The sequence below is a fragment of the Quadrisphaera granulorum genome, assembly GCF_003149145.1.
In the GTDB taxonomy this organism is placed as follows: Bacteria; Actinomycetota; Actinomycetes; order Actinomycetales; family Quadrisphaeraceae; genus Quadrisphaera; species Quadrisphaera granulorum.
The window spans coordinates 13,218-27,315 of the sequence record NZ_QGDQ01000032.1; the positions used below are offsets into that span (position 1 = coordinate 13,218).

At 73.6% G+C, this 14,098-nt stretch carries 14 protein-coding genes and 1 tRNA gene; 10 read left to right on the plus strand and 5 right to left on the minus strand.

Annotated features, from left to right (window positions below; translation table 11 throughout):
• A complete protein-coding gene (locus BXY45_RS19130; protein WP_109776130.1) occupies window positions 1-564 on the plus strand; it encodes a PH domain-containing protein in 564 nt (187 codons plus the stop codon).
• A 12-nt stretch (window positions 565-576) separates the two neighbouring features.
• Here the strand turns inward: BXY45_RS19130 and BXY45_RS19135 are convergent, their stop codons facing one another.
• The 3 genes from BXY45_RS19135 to BXY45_RS19145 all read right to left on the minus strand — a co-directional run bounded on the left by BXY45_RS19135 (window position 577) and on the right by BXY45_RS19145 (window position 2,118).
• Window positions 577-1,527 (minus strand): hypothetical protein, encoded by a 951-nt coding sequence (locus BXY45_RS19135; RefSeq protein ID WP_109776131.1) that lies wholly within the window; start codon window positions 1,525-1,527, stop codon window positions 577-579.
• A gap of 44 nt (window positions 1,528-1,571) precedes the next feature.
• Window positions 1,572-1,647: transfer RNA gene (locus BXY45_RS19140), tRNA-Val, on the minus strand.
• 48 nt (window positions 1,648-1,695) lie between these two features.
• Window positions 1,696-2,118, minus strand: a complete 423-nt coding sequence (locus tag BXY45_RS19145; protein ID WP_109776163.1) for a DUF3052 domain-containing protein — start codon at window positions 2,116-2,118, stop codon at window positions 1,696-1,698.
• 119 nt (window positions 2,119-2,237) lie between these two features.
• Between BXY45_RS19145 and fdhD the strand changes: the two genes are divergently transcribed.
• From fdhD to fabF, 7 genes are all read left to right on the plus strand, one after another.
• Entirely contained in the window at window positions 2,238-3,188 is a 951-nt protein-coding gene (gene fdhD, locus BXY45_RS19150; protein ID WP_109776132.1) for a formate dehydrogenase accessory sulfurtransferase FdhD, read from the plus strand.
• Between the two features lie 165 nt (window positions 3,189-3,353).
• Window positions 3,354-6,170 (plus strand): pyruvate dehydrogenase (acetyl-transferring), homodimeric type, encoded by a 2,817-nt coding sequence (aceE, locus tag BXY45_RS19155; RefSeq protein ID WP_172601976.1) that lies wholly within the window; start codon window positions 3,354-3,356, stop codon window positions 6,168-6,170.
• Between the two features lie 185 nt (window positions 6,171-6,355).
• Window positions 6,356-7,639 (plus strand): PucR family transcriptional regulator, encoded by a 1,284-nt coding sequence (locus BXY45_RS19160; RefSeq protein ID WP_211319754.1) that lies wholly within the window; start codon window positions 6,356-6,358, stop codon window positions 7,637-7,639.
• A gap of 112 nt (window positions 7,640-7,751) precedes the next feature.
• The gene (locus BXY45_RS19165) at window positions 7,752-8,765 is read left to right on the plus strand and encodes an ACP S-malonyltransferase (RefSeq protein ID WP_109776133.1); all 1,014 of its coding nucleotides are present in this window, start codon (window positions 7,752-7,754) and stop codon (window positions 8,763-8,765) included.
• Window positions 8,762-9,784, plus strand: coding sequence for a beta-ketoacyl-ACP synthase III (locus BXY45_RS19170; protein ID WP_109776134.1), 1,023 nt, complete (start codon window positions 8,762-8,764; stop codon window positions 9,782-9,784). Before BXY45_RS19165 ends, BXY45_RS19170 begins: the two co-directional genes overlap by 4 nt.
• Before the next feature lie 121 nt (window positions 9,785-9,905).
• Window positions 9,906-10,154: an acyl carrier protein gene (locus BXY45_RS19175; protein WP_109776135.1), complete on the plus strand. Its 249-nt coding sequence runs from the start codon at window positions 9,906-9,908 to the stop codon at window positions 10,152-10,154.
• Between the two features lie 109 nt (window positions 10,155-10,263).
• Window positions 10,264-11,514, plus strand: a complete 1,251-nt coding sequence (gene fabF, locus BXY45_RS19180; protein WP_109776136.1) for a beta-ketoacyl-ACP synthase II — start codon at window positions 10,264-10,266, stop codon at window positions 11,512-11,514.
• 131 nt (window positions 11,515-11,645) lie between these two features.
• On the opposite strand, the gene BXY45_RS19185 is transcribed toward fabF, so the two are convergent.
• The gene (locus BXY45_RS19185; protein WP_109776137.1) at window positions 11,646-12,149 is read right to left on the minus strand and encodes a DUF3145 domain-containing protein; all 504 of its coding nucleotides are present in this window, start codon (window positions 12,147-12,149) and stop codon (window positions 11,646-11,648) included.
• A 336-nt stretch (window positions 12,150-12,485) separates the two neighbouring features.
• Here BXY45_RS19185 and BXY45_RS19190 point away from each other — a divergent pair, with 336 nt between their 5' ends.
• Window positions 12,486-13,220, plus strand: a complete 735-nt coding sequence (locus BXY45_RS19190; protein WP_174976640.1) for a hypothetical protein — start codon at window positions 12,486-12,488, stop codon at window positions 13,218-13,220.
• Window positions 13,221-13,312: 92 nt separating this feature from the next.
• On the opposite strand, the gene BXY45_RS19195 is transcribed toward BXY45_RS19190, so the two are convergent.
• Entirely contained in the window at window positions 13,313-13,828 is a 516-nt protein-coding gene (locus BXY45_RS19195; protein WP_211319755.1) for a hypothetical protein, read from the minus strand.
• A 74-nt stretch (window positions 13,829-13,902) separates the two neighbouring features.
• Here BXY45_RS19195 and BXY45_RS24360 point away from each other — a divergent pair, with 74 nt between their 5' ends.
• Complete coding sequence (locus BXY45_RS24360) at window positions 13,903-14,052, plus strand: hypothetical protein (RefSeq protein WP_170131618.1); 150 nt, start codon at window positions 13,903-13,905, stop codon at window positions 14,050-14,052.
• The last annotated feature ends 46 nt before the right edge of the window (window positions 14,053-14,098 follow it).

The following is a 14,098-nucleotide window of genomic DNA, read 5'->3' on the forward strand; positions in this document are numbered from 1 at the left end:
ATGCGACCAGCCGGGCGCACGAGGGGCAGGACGACAACCAGGACGACGGGCAGGACGACGACGAGCGCCGCCGCCGAGCACGACAGACCCGTGGTGCTGCGAAGCACCGTCGGCGTGGTCGCGACCGCCCTTGCCGTCGTCGTCGCCCTGGGTCTCGTGCTGCAGGCGCTCCTCGCCGGGCGCGCCGACACGGTGCTGGCAGCCGGCCCGTGGCTGCTGGCCGGGGTGTGGGTCATGGTGCTGTTCCTGGCGCGCCCGCACGTCGCCCTCGACAGGGACGGCGCTCGCGTGGTCACCGTGCTGCGGCGCCATCACCTGCCGTGGGGCGCGGTCCGCGACGCCACGGTGCGGCCGCACGTGCGGTTCCAGCTGCGCGACGGGCGCCGCATCGCCAGCTGGGACACCTCGCGTCACGACGCCGACGACTCCCTCGGGGCGGCCGTCACCAGCTGGATCGACACGCACGACGGCGAGCCGCAGACGGCTCGTTCCCGATGGGACACGACGGCGCTGGCAGGGACGGCGGTCGTCGTCGTCCTATGCGCCGTCTCCGTCCTGGCGTGACGTGACCGCCGGTCAGCCAGTGGGGCCGCTCGTCCAGGTCAGCCACAGCGGCTCCAGCACGTAGCCGACCGCGCGGTTGGCCCGCAGCGACGCCTCGTTGACCTGCGCTCCCCCGGTGCGGAACTCCACCACGCCCTGTGGGCCGGCATCCACTCCCAGCTCCAGCACCGACAGGGCTTTCACGGCTGTGGCGAGCCCGCGGCGCCGGGCGCTTCGGGCCACCACGGTCTGCTCGACATCGGCGACCGTCCCTGGCGGCTCGTCGGAGAGCTCGACCGACGTCGCGGCGACCAGCTCACCGGAGCTCGTGAAGGCCCCGTGCGCGACGACGCTCCCGCTGCGCAGCCCTGCCGCGATCTCCGGCAGCGCGGGCTCGGGGGCCGGGGTCGCCGGAGTGACGGGGAAGTCCTCCCGGCATGCCCAGACGAGGCCGTGCAGGGCAGGAGCGTCGGCCTCGGTCAAACGCCTCATGGTGAAAGCCGCGCGCTCCGCCGCCTGCACGAACCGGCGCCACACGGGCGCGTCGACGGCTGCCACTCGCAGTGACGCGCCCCAGGAACGGGCGGTCACCTCATAGCCCGCCGCTCCGAGGGCCGTGACGGGCACGGCGTCGTCTTCTCGGACCACCACGTGCCAGCGCCTCACGCCCTCCTCGAGCATCCAGCGCCGCGCGGCGCGCTCTGCCGTCGCCCAGTGCTCGAGCTGCTGGTCGGACCGAGCGACGGCCACCACCAGCCGTCGCTCGCCCGGCAGCTGCGACGCCGAGCTCGCCAGGACCGCCGCGACAGCCGAGTGGGCAGCACCCTGCTCGACCACGAGAAGGCACCGTCCCTCGGCGAGGGCGACGGGCAGGTGCGAGCCCTCCTCCTCGGGGAACGCCTGCGCCCAGAGCTGCTGGACCGCGGCCAGGTCGTCCGAGGTGGCCAGGCGGGCAGGTGCGTCGGCGTTCCAGGCGGTGTCCACCCCGACATGGTCACCGACGGGACGGGATTGGGGGGGCGGTGTCGTGGTGGGCCCGGCCGGGTTCGAACCGACGACAGCCGCGGTGTAAACGCGGTGCTCTACCAGCTGAGCTACAGGCCCTAGCGCTGCGCGCCGCAGTGGCGCTCCAGCGAGGTGGTCACATCATCGTCAGCGACGCCCTCGTCCGCTGACCAGGCGGGTGGCCGTCCAGTCCGGGGAGGGCTTCACAGTCGAGGTGGCGAACAGCCCCGCGGTGGGGGCTGCCTCCTCGACGTCGGAGGGGCGGACGTGGCCGACGCTGCCGGCCTTGGGGGTCAGCAGCCAGACCACCCCGTCGTCCGCGAGGGAGACCAGCGAGTCGACGAGCGCGTCCACCAGGTCGCCGTCGTCCTCTCGCCACCACAGGATCACCGCGTCGACAACGTCGACGTCGTCCTCGTCGAGCAGCTCCGAGCCGATGATCTCTTCGACGGAATCACGCAGGTCATGGTCGACGTCGTCGTCGTAGCCACGCTCCTGCACTGCTTGCCCAGCCTTCAGGGCCAGCCGCGCCGCTCCGCTCGTGGCGGGCGCGCCCGCGGTCTCGCTCACCGTGTGTGTCTCCCCCTCGTGTGCCGTGCCGCCTCCCGCGGTCACGCTCTGACCTGCCCTCCCTGGCCGCCCGAACGCTACCGCCTCGCGCCTCGCCGCACCGGCACTAACCTGGCGGCATGGCGAGGTCGAGCCCACGCAAGCCCGTCCTGAGGGTGGATGCGGAGCTCGGAACGACCTCGCGGCGCCCCGACTCGCTCGCCGCGGAGGAGCCGCTCGAGGTGCGGGTCAGGGCGTTGTCGTCCGGTGATGCCGCCGCTGCGGAGCCCGTCGTCGTCACGATGCGGACGCCCGGCGACGACGTCGAGCTCGCGCTCGGGTTCCTGCTCACCGAGGGCCTGCTCGCCGACCCTGACGACGTCGCCGCCGCCGTCCACTGCGGTGACCCCGACCCCGCGGACGAGCACGGCCTGTCCTCCCTCAACGTCATCGAGCTCACGCTGCGCCCAGGAGTCCCCGCACCCGACCTGGAGGGCCGTCGGACGTTCGGCATGACGTCGGCGTGCGGCGTGTGCGGCTCCGCCAGCATCGACGCCGTCGCCCGCCGCAGCCGATTCGACCTGCGGGAGGACGCCGCCCAGGTCGCCCCGGAGCTGCTCCTGGAGCTGCCCGGGCGGCTGCGCGAGGCGCAGCGCGTCTTCGCGCGAACCGGCGGGCTGCATGCGGCGGGGCTGTTCTCCACCGACGGGGAACTGCTGGCCGTTGCCGAGGACGTCGGCCGCCACAACGCCGTCGACAAGGTGCTCGGACGAGCCGCTCGCGAGCACCTGGCTGGCGGGTGGCCGCTGCGGGGCACCGTGCTGCAGGTGAGCGGCCGCGCGTCCTTCGAGCTGGTGCAGAAGGCGTGGTGTGCGGGGGTGCCGGTGCTCTCGGCGGTCTCGGCGCCGTCCTCCCTCGCCGTCGAGCTGGCAGGGCGCGCTGGCATGGGGCTGGCGGGCTTCGTGCGCCCGCCGCGGTTCAACGTCTACGCCGGTGAAGAGCGTGTGCTGCCCCTGCGGAGCGCCTCCCGCGCTTCCCTCACCGGCATGGTCACCGAGACGAATCGGACGGCTCCGGCGAGCCTCGCGTGACGCACGGCACGGGGTGCGCCACCGGGGGGTGGACATCACCGGCGGGGAGGGCAGGATGGAGGGGCCCCGACGCGGACCTGCGGCGCCCCACCTCGCGCCCGCACCGCGCGCCGGGACCCCGCGGCGCCACCCGCCGCGGGGACGACGAGCGATGTGGAGACCAACGTGGCACCACGCGACGAGGTCGCTGAGCTGGGAGCCCTCGCAGGCCCCCTGCACCAGACCGACGCCGACCCGGAGGAGACCGGGGAGTGGCTCGGGTCCGTCGACGGCCTGGTGGAGGCCCGCGGCGGCGACCGCGCCTCCTTCGTCCTGCGCAGCGCACTGGTGCGCGCGCGTGAGCTGGGCTCACCGGTCCCGGGTCTGATCTCGACGGACTACGTCAACACGATCCCCCCGCAGGACGAGCCCGACTTCCCCGGCGACGAAGCCATCGAGCGCCGCTACCGCGCCTGGAACCGGTGGAACGCCGCGGTGATGGTGCACCGCGCGCAGCGCCCCGGCATCGGCGTCGGCGGGCACATCTCCACGTACGCCTCCTCGGCCACGCTGTACGAGGTCGGCTTCAACCACTTCTGGCGCGGCCCCGACCACCCCGGCGGCGGTGACCACGTCTTCATCCAGGGCCACGCCTCCCCCGGCACCTACGCCCGTGCCTTCCTCGAGGGGCGCCTGTCGGAGGACGACCTCGACGGCTTCCGCCAGGAGCTCACCTCCCCCGGCCGCGGGCTCCCCAGCTACCCGCACCCGCGCCTCATGAAGGGCTTCTGGGAGTTCCCCACGGTCTCCATGGGCCTGGGCCCGGCCAACGCGATCTACCAGGCGCAGTTCGACAGGTACCTCGCCGGCCGCGGCATCAAGGACACCTCCGACCAGCACACCTGGGCGTTCCTCGGCGACGGCGAGATGGACGAGCCGGAGAGCCGCGGCCTGCTGCAGCTGGCCGGCTACGAGGGCCTGGACAACCTCACCTTCGTGGTGAACTGCAACCTGCAGCGCCTCGACGGCCCGGTCCGCGGCAACCACAAGATCATCCAGGAGCTGGAGTCGTTCTTCCTGGGCGCCGGCTGGAACGTCATCAAGGTGGTCTGGGGCCGCGAGTGGGACCCGCTGCTCGCCAAGGACACCGAGGGCGCGCTCGTCGGTCTGATGAACCGCACGCTCGACGGTGACTACCAGACCTATCGCGCGGAGGACGGCTCGTTCATCCGCGAGCACTTCTTCGGTCGTGACCCGCGCACGGCGAAGATCGTCGAGGGCATGACGGACGACCAGATCTGGTCGCTCAAGCGCGGCGGACACGACTATCGCAAGGTCTTCGCGGCCTACCAGGCGGCGACGCAGAAGAACGGCAAGCCCACCGTCATCCTCGCCAAGACCATCAAGGGCTACGGCCTGGGCAAGCACTTCGCGGGCCGCAACGCCACGCACCAGATGAAGAAGCTGACGCTGGACGACCTCAAGGCCTTCCGCGACGGCCTGAAGATCCCCGTCACCGACGCCCAGCTCGAGGCCGACCCGTACCGCCCGCCGTACTACCACCCCGGGCCGGACGCACCGGAGATCCAGTACCTGCAGGAGCGCCGCAAGGCCCTCGGCGGGTATGTGCCGAGCCGCCGCACGTCGTCCAAGGCACTGAAGCTCCCGGGCGATTCCGCCTACACGGTGGTCAAGCGCGGCTCGGGCAAGCAGCAGATCGCCACCACCATGGCGTTCGTCCGGCTGCTCAAGGACCTCATGCGCGACAAGGAGTTCGGGCCGCGCGTCGTCCCGATCATCCCCGACGAGGCCCGCACCTTCGGCATGGACTCGTTCTTCCCGACGGCGAAGATCTACAACCCGGAGGGCCAGCAGTACACCTCCGTCGACCGCGAGCTCATGCTCGCGTACAAGGAGTCGACCTCCGGGCAGATCCTCCACCTGGGCATCAACGAGGCCGGGTCCGCGGCGGCGTTCCAGGCAGCGTCGACGTCGTACGCCACCCACGGCGAGCCGATGCTGCCGGTCTACATCTTCTACTCGATGTTCGGCTTCCAACGGACCGGTGACGCCTTCTGGGCCACCGCGGACCAGATGGGCCGCGGCTTCCTCCTGGGAGCCACCGCCGGCCGCACGACGCTGACCGGTGAAGGCCTGCAGCACGCCGACGGGCACTCGCTGCTCCTGGCCTCCACCAACCCCGCAGTGGTCGCCTACGACCCGGCGTACGCCTACGAGATCGGGCACATCGTCCGCGACGGCCTCGAGCGCATGTACGGCGAGAGCTCCACGAACGTCCAGGACAGCGAGTCCGACCGCAGCAAGCTCGGGCAGGTCGGCACCATCGACAGCCGAGACCCGAACGTCTTCTACTACATCACCATCTACAACGAGCCGATGGTCCAGCCGGCCGAGCCGGAGGACGTCGACGTCGAGGGCATCCTCAAGGGGATCCACAAGATCGCCTCGGCGCCCGCGGGAGACGAGGGTGCACCGCGCGTGCAGCTGCTCGCCTCCGGCGTGGGCGTGCCGTGGGCCCTGGAGGCTCAGGGGCTGCTCGCGAAGGACTTCGGCGTCCTCGCCGACGTCTGGTCGGTGACCAGCTGGAACGAGCTGCGGCGCGACGGCCTGGCCTGCGACGAGGCGGCGTTCACCAATCCCACCGAGGAGCCGCCGGTGCCGTTCGTGGCGAAGCAGCTCGCCGACGCCCCCGGTCCGGTCATCGCCGTGTCCGACTGGATGCGCGCCGTGCCCGACCTCATCCGCCAGTGGGTGCCGAACGAGTACGTCTCCCTCGGCACGGACGGGTTCGGCCTGTCCGACACCCGCGCCGCGGTGCGCCGCCACTACCACGTGGACGGGCCGAGCATCGCCTACCGGGCGCTGCAGGTGCTCGCCAAGCGCGGCGAGGTTGACCGTGGCCTGCCGGTGAAGGCGTACGAGCAGTACCGCCTCGACGACGTCACCGCCGGCACGTCCGGCAACGCGGGCGGAGACGCCTGACGATCCTGCGCTGACGTCACCCTGAATGGGACGGGGCGGCCCCGTGACGGTAGGTCTGTCACGGGGCCACCCCGTGCCATGTCGGGGATGGCGCAGGTCCACCCGGGCGGGCGGCGAAGAGCGCCGCTCACCCGGGCGGGCCTGTTGGAGGAGGTCCACAACGACGGGCTCCCTACCCTGACCGGGTGAGCACCGCCGAGGGCCAGGACGAGGGCCACGACGAGGGTGAGAGTCGGGGCGACGACGGCGCCGTGCTCGCGGCCGCCCGGCGCGAAGAGGTCGCGCGGGCGCTGCAGGGCGCCGCCGGAGCACTGGCCGCGACCGCGATGGCGCGGTTGGAAGAGCACCAACCCTGGTACGCCGCGCTCGGGCCGCAGGAGCGGTCCTGGGTGGGCCTGGTGGCTCAGGGCGGCATCGCCTCGTTCGTGGCGTGGTTCCGCGCCCCGGAGGCGCGCCGCGTGGTCTCCGCCGACGTCTTCGCCGTGGCCCCCCGGGAGCTGGTGCGGGCGGTCTCGCTGCACCAGGCCCTGCAGCTGCTGCGGGTCGTCGTCGACGTCGTCGAGGAGCAGGTGCCGCGGTTCGCCGAGCCCGACCATCGGGCTGACTATCGGGCTGAGCTGCGTGAAGCGGTGCTGCGGTACTCCCGCGAGGTGGCCTTCTCCGCGGCGGAGGTCTACGCGCGCGCCGCCGAGGCGCGCGGCGCGTGGGACGCGCGCCTGGAGGCCCTCGTCGTGGACGCCCTGGTGCGCGGTGAGGCCGACGACGACCTTGCCACCCGCGTCGCCGCGCTCGGCTGGGCGCAGGACGTCCCGGTCGCGGTGCTGATCGGCACCCGGCCGGCAGGCGCCGCCGACGTCGTCGTCGCCGATCTCCGCCGGGCCGCACGGGCCGCCGCGGACGACGCGCTGGTGGGGCTGCGCGGCGACAGGGCGCTCGTGGTGCTCGGCGCCGCCGGTCAGGACGGCCCCCTGCGGGCCGCGAACGCGCTGGCGCCGCGCCTCGGCGCCGGACCCGTGGTGGTGGGCCCCGTGGTGGCGGGGCTGGCGGCGGCGGGGCGATCGGCCCGTACGGCACTCGTGGCGCTGACCGCTGCGCGGGCGTGGCCGGAGGCGCCGCGCCCGGTGGCCGCCGACGAGTTGCTCCCCGAACGCGTGCTGGCCGGCGACGCCGGCGCCCGGCGAGCCCTGGCCGACCGCGTGCACGCCCCCCTCGTCGCCGCGGCCCCCGTGCTCGCGGACACGCTGCGCGCCTACCTGGCCTCGGGCCGTTCACTGGAGGGCACGGCGCGCGCGCTGTTCGTTCATCCCAACACCGTGAGGTACCGGCTGCGGCGGGTCGCGGAGGTGACCGGCTGGGACCCGACGGTGCCCCGCGAGGCGTTCGTGCTGCAGGTCGGACTGGCCGTGGGCGCCCTCGCCGAGCGACCGGGGCGGCGGACGACGGCGCCCTCGGAGCCCCCCACCACCTGACCCGCGGTTGACCGTCACTTGACGCAGTTTGGAGGAATCCTCCAAACCCCGGCGCGGTACTTCGTCACCCCCCGCACCGGTGGGGCGGCCCACCACCGTGCAGGCTGGGGCGGTGCTCGCTCTCGTGTGCCCCGGTCAGGGGTCGCAGGCCCCCGGCATGCTCGCCCCCTGGCTCGAGCTGCCCGGCGTGGCAGACCGCCTGCGCTGGGCCAGCGCCGTGGTGGGTCGCGTCGGCGGTGATCAGGAGGACGACGGCCACCTGGCACCTGGCGCCGACCTGCTCACGCACGGCACCACTTCCGACGCGGACACGATCCGCGACACCGCCGTCGCCCAGCCGCTCATCGTGGCCGCCGGGCTGGCAGCCGCCGCGGCCCTGTGGCCCGACGGCGTGACCGGTGACGTGGTGCTCGCTGGCCACTCGGTCGGGGAGCTCACCGCGGCAGCCCTCGCCGGGGCCCTGACCCCGGAGGCCGCGCTCGTGCTGGTGCGCGAGCGCGGACGGGCGATGGCCTCGGCCGCCGCGACGACGAGCACCGGCATGAGCGCCGTCGTGGGCGGCAAGCCCGACGAGGTGGCCGCCGCCATCGCGGCCGCGGGCCTCACCGCCGCCAACCACAACGCCGCCGGCCAGGTAGTGGCCGCCGGCACCGCCGAGCAGCTGGCCGCCCTGGCTGCCGCGCCCCCGCCGCGTGCCCGCGTGATCCCGCTACAGGTGGCCGGCGCCTTCCACACCGAGCACATGGCGCCGGCGCGCGAGCAGCTGGCTCTGCTCGCCCCGGGCGTGCCCACCGCCGACCCCGCGCTGCCGCTGCTGAGCAACGCCGACGGCGCCGTCGTCAGCAATGGCCGTGAGGTGCTCGCCCGGATCGTCACGCAGGTGGCCAACCCCGTCCGGTGGGACCTGTGCAGCGATGCCCTTTCCGCCGCAGGGGTGACGGCGCTGCTCGAGCTGAGCCCGGCGGGTACCCTCGCCGGGCTGGCCAAGAGGGCCCTGCCGGGCGTGGAGCTGCTCGCGCTCAAGGGCCCTGACGACCTCCCCGCGGCCCGCGACCTGATCGCCCGCCACGCAGTGCCACAGCAGACCACCCAGCAGTTCGAGCAGCCCCGGAGCGCCCTCGCATGAGCAGCACGTCCTCGCTGGTGTCTTCGACCGGCCCCGGCCACGCCCGGATCCTGTCCGTCGGCGCCTTCCGCCCGCAGCGCGTGGTGACCAACGAGGAGATCTGCACGTTCATCGAGTCCACCGACGAGTGGATCCGGCAGCGCACCGGCATCGAGGAACGGCGCTGGGCCGACGCGGAGACCACCGTCGTCGACATGGCCCAGGCAGCGGCCACCGAGGCGATCGAGAAGGCGGGCCTGACGCCCACAGAGATCGACGCCGTCATCGTCGCCACGGTCAGCCACCCGTACCAGACGCCCGCCGCCGCGGCGATCCTCACGCACCGCCTGGGCGCCACGCCCGCCGCCGCGTGGGACGTCTCCGCCGGGTGCGCCGGTTTCTGCCACGCCCTCGCCCAGGCCAGCGACCTCGTGCGCGGCGGCACCGCCCGCCATGTGCTCGTGGTCGGGGCCGAGAAGCTCACCGACTTCACCGACCTCACGGACAGGTCCACGGCGTTCCTCTTCGCGGACGGCGCCGGCGCCGTCGTCGTCGGCCCCTCCGACACCCCCGGTATCGGCCCCACGGTGTGGGGCAGCGACGGCGGCCAGTGGGAGACCATCAAGAACAAGCGCAGCTGGATCGAGGTCCGCGCCGCGGAGGCCGCCGGCGAGGAGATGGTCTGGCCGGCGCTGGAGCAGGAGGGCCGGCAGGTCTTCCGCTGGGCGGTCTGGCAGATGGCCCCGGTAGCGCAGAAGGCCATCGACGCCGCGGGGATCTCCGTGGACGACCTGTCCGCGTTCATCCCCCACCAGGCCAACATGCGCATCATCGACGCGATGGTGAAGCAGCTCGGACTGCCCGCGACGGTGCCCGTGGCGCGCGACATCGCGCAGATGGGCAACACCTCGGCGGCCTCCGTGCCGCTGGCGCTGCACCGCATGCTTGCCGACGGACAGGCCCCCTCGGGCGGGCTGGCGCTGCTCATCGGCTACGGCGCGGGCCTGTCCTACGCCTCGCAGGTCGTCGTCCTGCCCTGAATCTCACGGCTGGGCAGCCAGCCGACGCCTCACGCTGAGGGCCAGCCGACCGGCTGGTCCACCGCAGACCACCACCCCACCCAGACCCGGCGCTGCCGGGCGCACGAAGGAGAAAGCACCCATGGCGCAGAGCGAGCAGGAAATTCTGGCCGGCGTTGCCGAGCTGGTGAACGAGGAGACCGGCCTGCCGGTCGAGAGCGTGGAGATGGACAAGTCCTTCACCGACGACCTCGACATCGACTCCCTGTCGATGACCTCGATCGTCGTCCAGGCTGAGGACAAGTTCTCCGTCACCATCCCCGACGAGGACACCAAGAACCTCAAGACGGTGCGCGACGTCGTCACCTACATCCAGCAGGCGCAGGGCTGACACCCGTCCCCGCCCGGGCGGCTCGCAGGTGCGGGCCGCCCGGGGAGCACCACCCGGTGGATGACTCCACCGCTACCCGGCACCACCCCGTCCCACTCCGGAGGTCCCCGTGAGCTCGAACCCGTCACGCACCCGCGTGGTCGTCACCGGTCTGGGCGCCGTCACCCCCCTGGGCGACACGGTGCAGGCCACCTGGGACGCCCTGCTCAGCGGCACCCCGGGCGCCCACACCATCGACGAGCCGTGGGTCGAGGAGTTCCACCTGCCGGTGACGTTCGCCGCCCGCACAAACGTCCCCGCCCCCGACGTGCTGCCCAAGCACGAGGCGAAGCGCCTGGACCCCTCCGGCCAGTACGCCGTGGCCGCCGCCCGGCAGGCCTGGGCCCACGCCGGCACCCCCGAGGTCGACCCGCTGCGTCTGGCCGCCGTGGTCGCCACCGGTATCGGTGGGGTGCACACCCTCCTGGACGCCTACGACACCCTGCGCACCCGCGGCCCGCGCCGCGTGCTGCCGATGACCGTGCCGATGCTCATGCCCAACGGCGCCGCCGGCGCCGTGAGCCTGGCCCTCGGCGCCGCCGCCGGCGCCCATGCGCCGGTCTCGGCGTGCGCCTCGGGCGGTGAAGCCGTCGCCTACGGCCTCAACATGATCCGCACGGGCCGCGCCGACGTCGCCGTCGTCGGGGGCACCGAGGCCGCCATCCACCCGATGCCGATGGCGAGCTTCGCCGCGATGCAGGCGCTCTCCACCCGCAACGACTCCCCCGAGACGGCCTCGCGGCCGTACGACACCACGCGTGACGGCTTCGTCATGGGCGACGGCGCCGGGATCATGGTGCTGGAGTCCGAGGAGTTCGCGCGGGCTCGTGGAGCGCGCATCTACGCCGAGGTGCTGGGCGCGGGGACGTCGTCCGACGCCTACCACATCGCCGCCCCGGAGCCGGAGGGCGCGGGGGCTTCCCGCGCCGTCATCGAGGCGCTGCGGGTCTCCGGTGTGAGTGCGAGCGACGTCGTCCACATCAACGCCCACGCGACCTCCACGCCCGCCGGCGACCTTGCCGAGATCAAGGCGCTGCGGGTGGCCCTGGGCGCCGACCTCGACCACGTGGCCATCAGCGCCACCAAGTCGATGACGGGCCACATGCTCGGCGCGGCGGGTGCCGTGGAGTCGATCTTCGCGATCCTCGCGCTGCACCACCGGCTCGCGCCGCCGACGATCAACGTCGAGGACATGGACCCGGGCGCCGACATCGATCTCGTCCTCAAGACCCCGCGGGAGCTGCCCGCGGGTGTGGCGATCAACAACGCGTTCGGCTTCGGCGGTCACAACGTCGCGGTGGTCTTCGGCCCCGCCAGCTGACAGCGGCTCACAGGGCCGACAGGGCCGGCCGGCACGGAGACCGACGCACGAAGGGCCCCCACCGTGAGGCGGGGGCCCTTCGTCGTACGTGCTGCGTGAACCGACCCTCAGCCGAGAGAGTCAGCCGACCGTCAGCCGACTCGGTGCAGCCAGCGAACGGGATTGCCGTCTCCGGCGTACCGGAACGGCTCCAGCTCGTCGTCCCAGGCGCGGCCGACGGCGAGGTCGATGCCCTCGCGCAGGAGCGCCAGATCGTCTCCGGCGCGCTCCACGGCGGCGCGCAGCCGGTCTTCGGGGACGACGACGTTGCCGTGGGCGTCCGTCACGGCGTGGAAGATCCCTAGCTCAGGGGTGTGGCTCCAGCGGCCACCGTCGACGCCCTCGCTGGGCTCTTCGGTGACCTCGAAGCGCAGGTGCGCCCACCCCCGCAGAGCGGACGTCAGGCGCGCCCCGGTGCCGGGAGCCCCATGCCAGGGCACCTCACCGCGCAGCAGACCAGGCGCCACCGGCTGCTCGGTCCAGTCGATGGTGACCGATACGCCGACGACGTTGGCCGCCGCCCATTCCACGTGCGGGCACACCGCACGTGGCACTGAGTGCACGAACAGCACGCCACGGGTGATCCCACCGGACATCTCGACCTCCTCCGACCTCGGCGCGTGGTGCGTCTTCCCCAACGACCTGCGACGGGACGAGCGGCGGTGCGGACAGCGCGGGGAGACCGTGCAACGACCTGCTCGTCGGTCATGATGCACCACGCGGCGTGACCACACCAGGAGATCCCCTTCGGGCGACGCGGCGTGTCGTCAGCGCAGCGTGATCGGCGGGGGCCCGGATGACGCTCTCCGGACGGTCTTCGGGCGTTTCACAGACCCTTCGCGGGCTCTCCACGCGGGCGTCGAGAGTGCTCCGCCGAACCGCAGCGCGTGATCGACTGCAGTTCGGGGGCCGTGTGGCGTTCTAATGGTCGCGTGGTCGACCACCCCCGCAGGCCAGCCTTCCTCGGCCCCGCCGCGCTCGACACCATGCGCGGCGGTGGCGATCCTGCCCTGCGCGAGGAGGCCGCCCAGACCACGGCGCGGCTGATCGTCGACGGCGCCCGTGACTCCGAGGACGCGCAGGTCGCCGCGCGCCTCGTGGGTCTCGCCGACGAGCACGGCCTGGAGGTGCTGTCGTCGCTGTGGGCCGACGCGCCGGCCGACAGCCTCGCGGGGGCGCTGTGGCGGCTGTTCGCCCTGAGGCAGTGGGTCCACGCCGATCCGGTCGGCGCCGCCCGGGAGTTCGAGGAAGGCCGTCGCAGCCTGCCGGTCATGGAGGTGGTCGCGGGCGTCGGCGATCCGCCCGGCCCCGATGAGGTCCGCGCGTCGGTCGACGCGGTGCTGCGCGGCCTCGCCCGCGGTGACGTCCCGACGACCTTCGAGCGCGCAGCGGCCTTCGCCAGGGTGGTGGCCGCAGGACGGGCCGCACGAGCCGCTTACGACGTGCAGGAGGCCCCTGGCGGCGCCCAGGGGGGCACCCTGAGAAGCCCCGCGCTGTCGCGGGGCACCGGCGGGCCCACCGAGTCCGCCGTGCGGCTGGTGCGAACCGCCGAGCAGCTGGAGGCCGCCGCCCGACAGGTCCGCTTGGAGCGGTGGGAGGCCACCACGGGCAGCTCCCGACCTGCCGAGTCCGTCCACAACGCGACCGACGACGCTCCGGGGGGTTAGCCTGGAGGTGCGTCGGGCCGCGGTAGCCCCGGGCTCCACTTGAAGCCGCTTCGAGCGGCCCCGCGCCGAGAGGCGCTCCCGGCCCGACGCACCTACCCCGGCCGATCGGCCTGCAGCTCGTCGAGCAGGGTCCGCAACCATCCCGGGCCCATGCAGGTCGTGCCCGGGGGCAGACGGGCCCGCAGGCCGCGGTCTGCGGTGACGACGACGACGCGGCGCCCGTCCTGCACGAGCTGCTCGACGAGGGCGACGATCGCCGAGTCGCCGTCGGAGGGGGCGAGGTGCACCTCGACGCCCTGCACGTCGGCCCGTCGGGCTGCGGCGCGTGCGGCACCCTCCAACACGGCGTGCACGGTGCCCAGCGGCATCGACCCGCCCGCCAAGTCCGTGGCGCGACCGAGCGCGGCGAGCACGCTCAGATGCGCCAGGAGGCGTGCTGCCGCACCAGCTCGGTCGCGCCACCACCCGTCGGGTCGGGAGCCGACCACGTTGGCCGCGTCGACGACGAGCTCGACGCGCTCCTCACCGTCGTGTGCCCGGTGGGGGCCGGCGCGGTCCCCGTGGTCATCGGGCGCAGCGCCGCCGCGGCGGCCGTCGTCGTCAGGCATGTCGACCCTCCGAGTGGCGTGCGGACTACGGACTGCGGTGTGCGCCCGGGCGCGGGAGAGGGTAGGACTCCCCCATGAGCCAGCCGCCGGAGCTGCCGGACGAGGACGCGCCCTGGGCCGACGGCCCCGGGCACCTCACGGGCGAGGGGCTGCCCCTGCCCGAGGAGATCGCCGCCCTCGAAGACCTGCCCCCGGACGAGGAGGTGCCGCCGTCGCCGAGCTGACCGACCCCGCGGCTGGCTGGGAGCCCGCCGGGGTAGACCGTCCGGA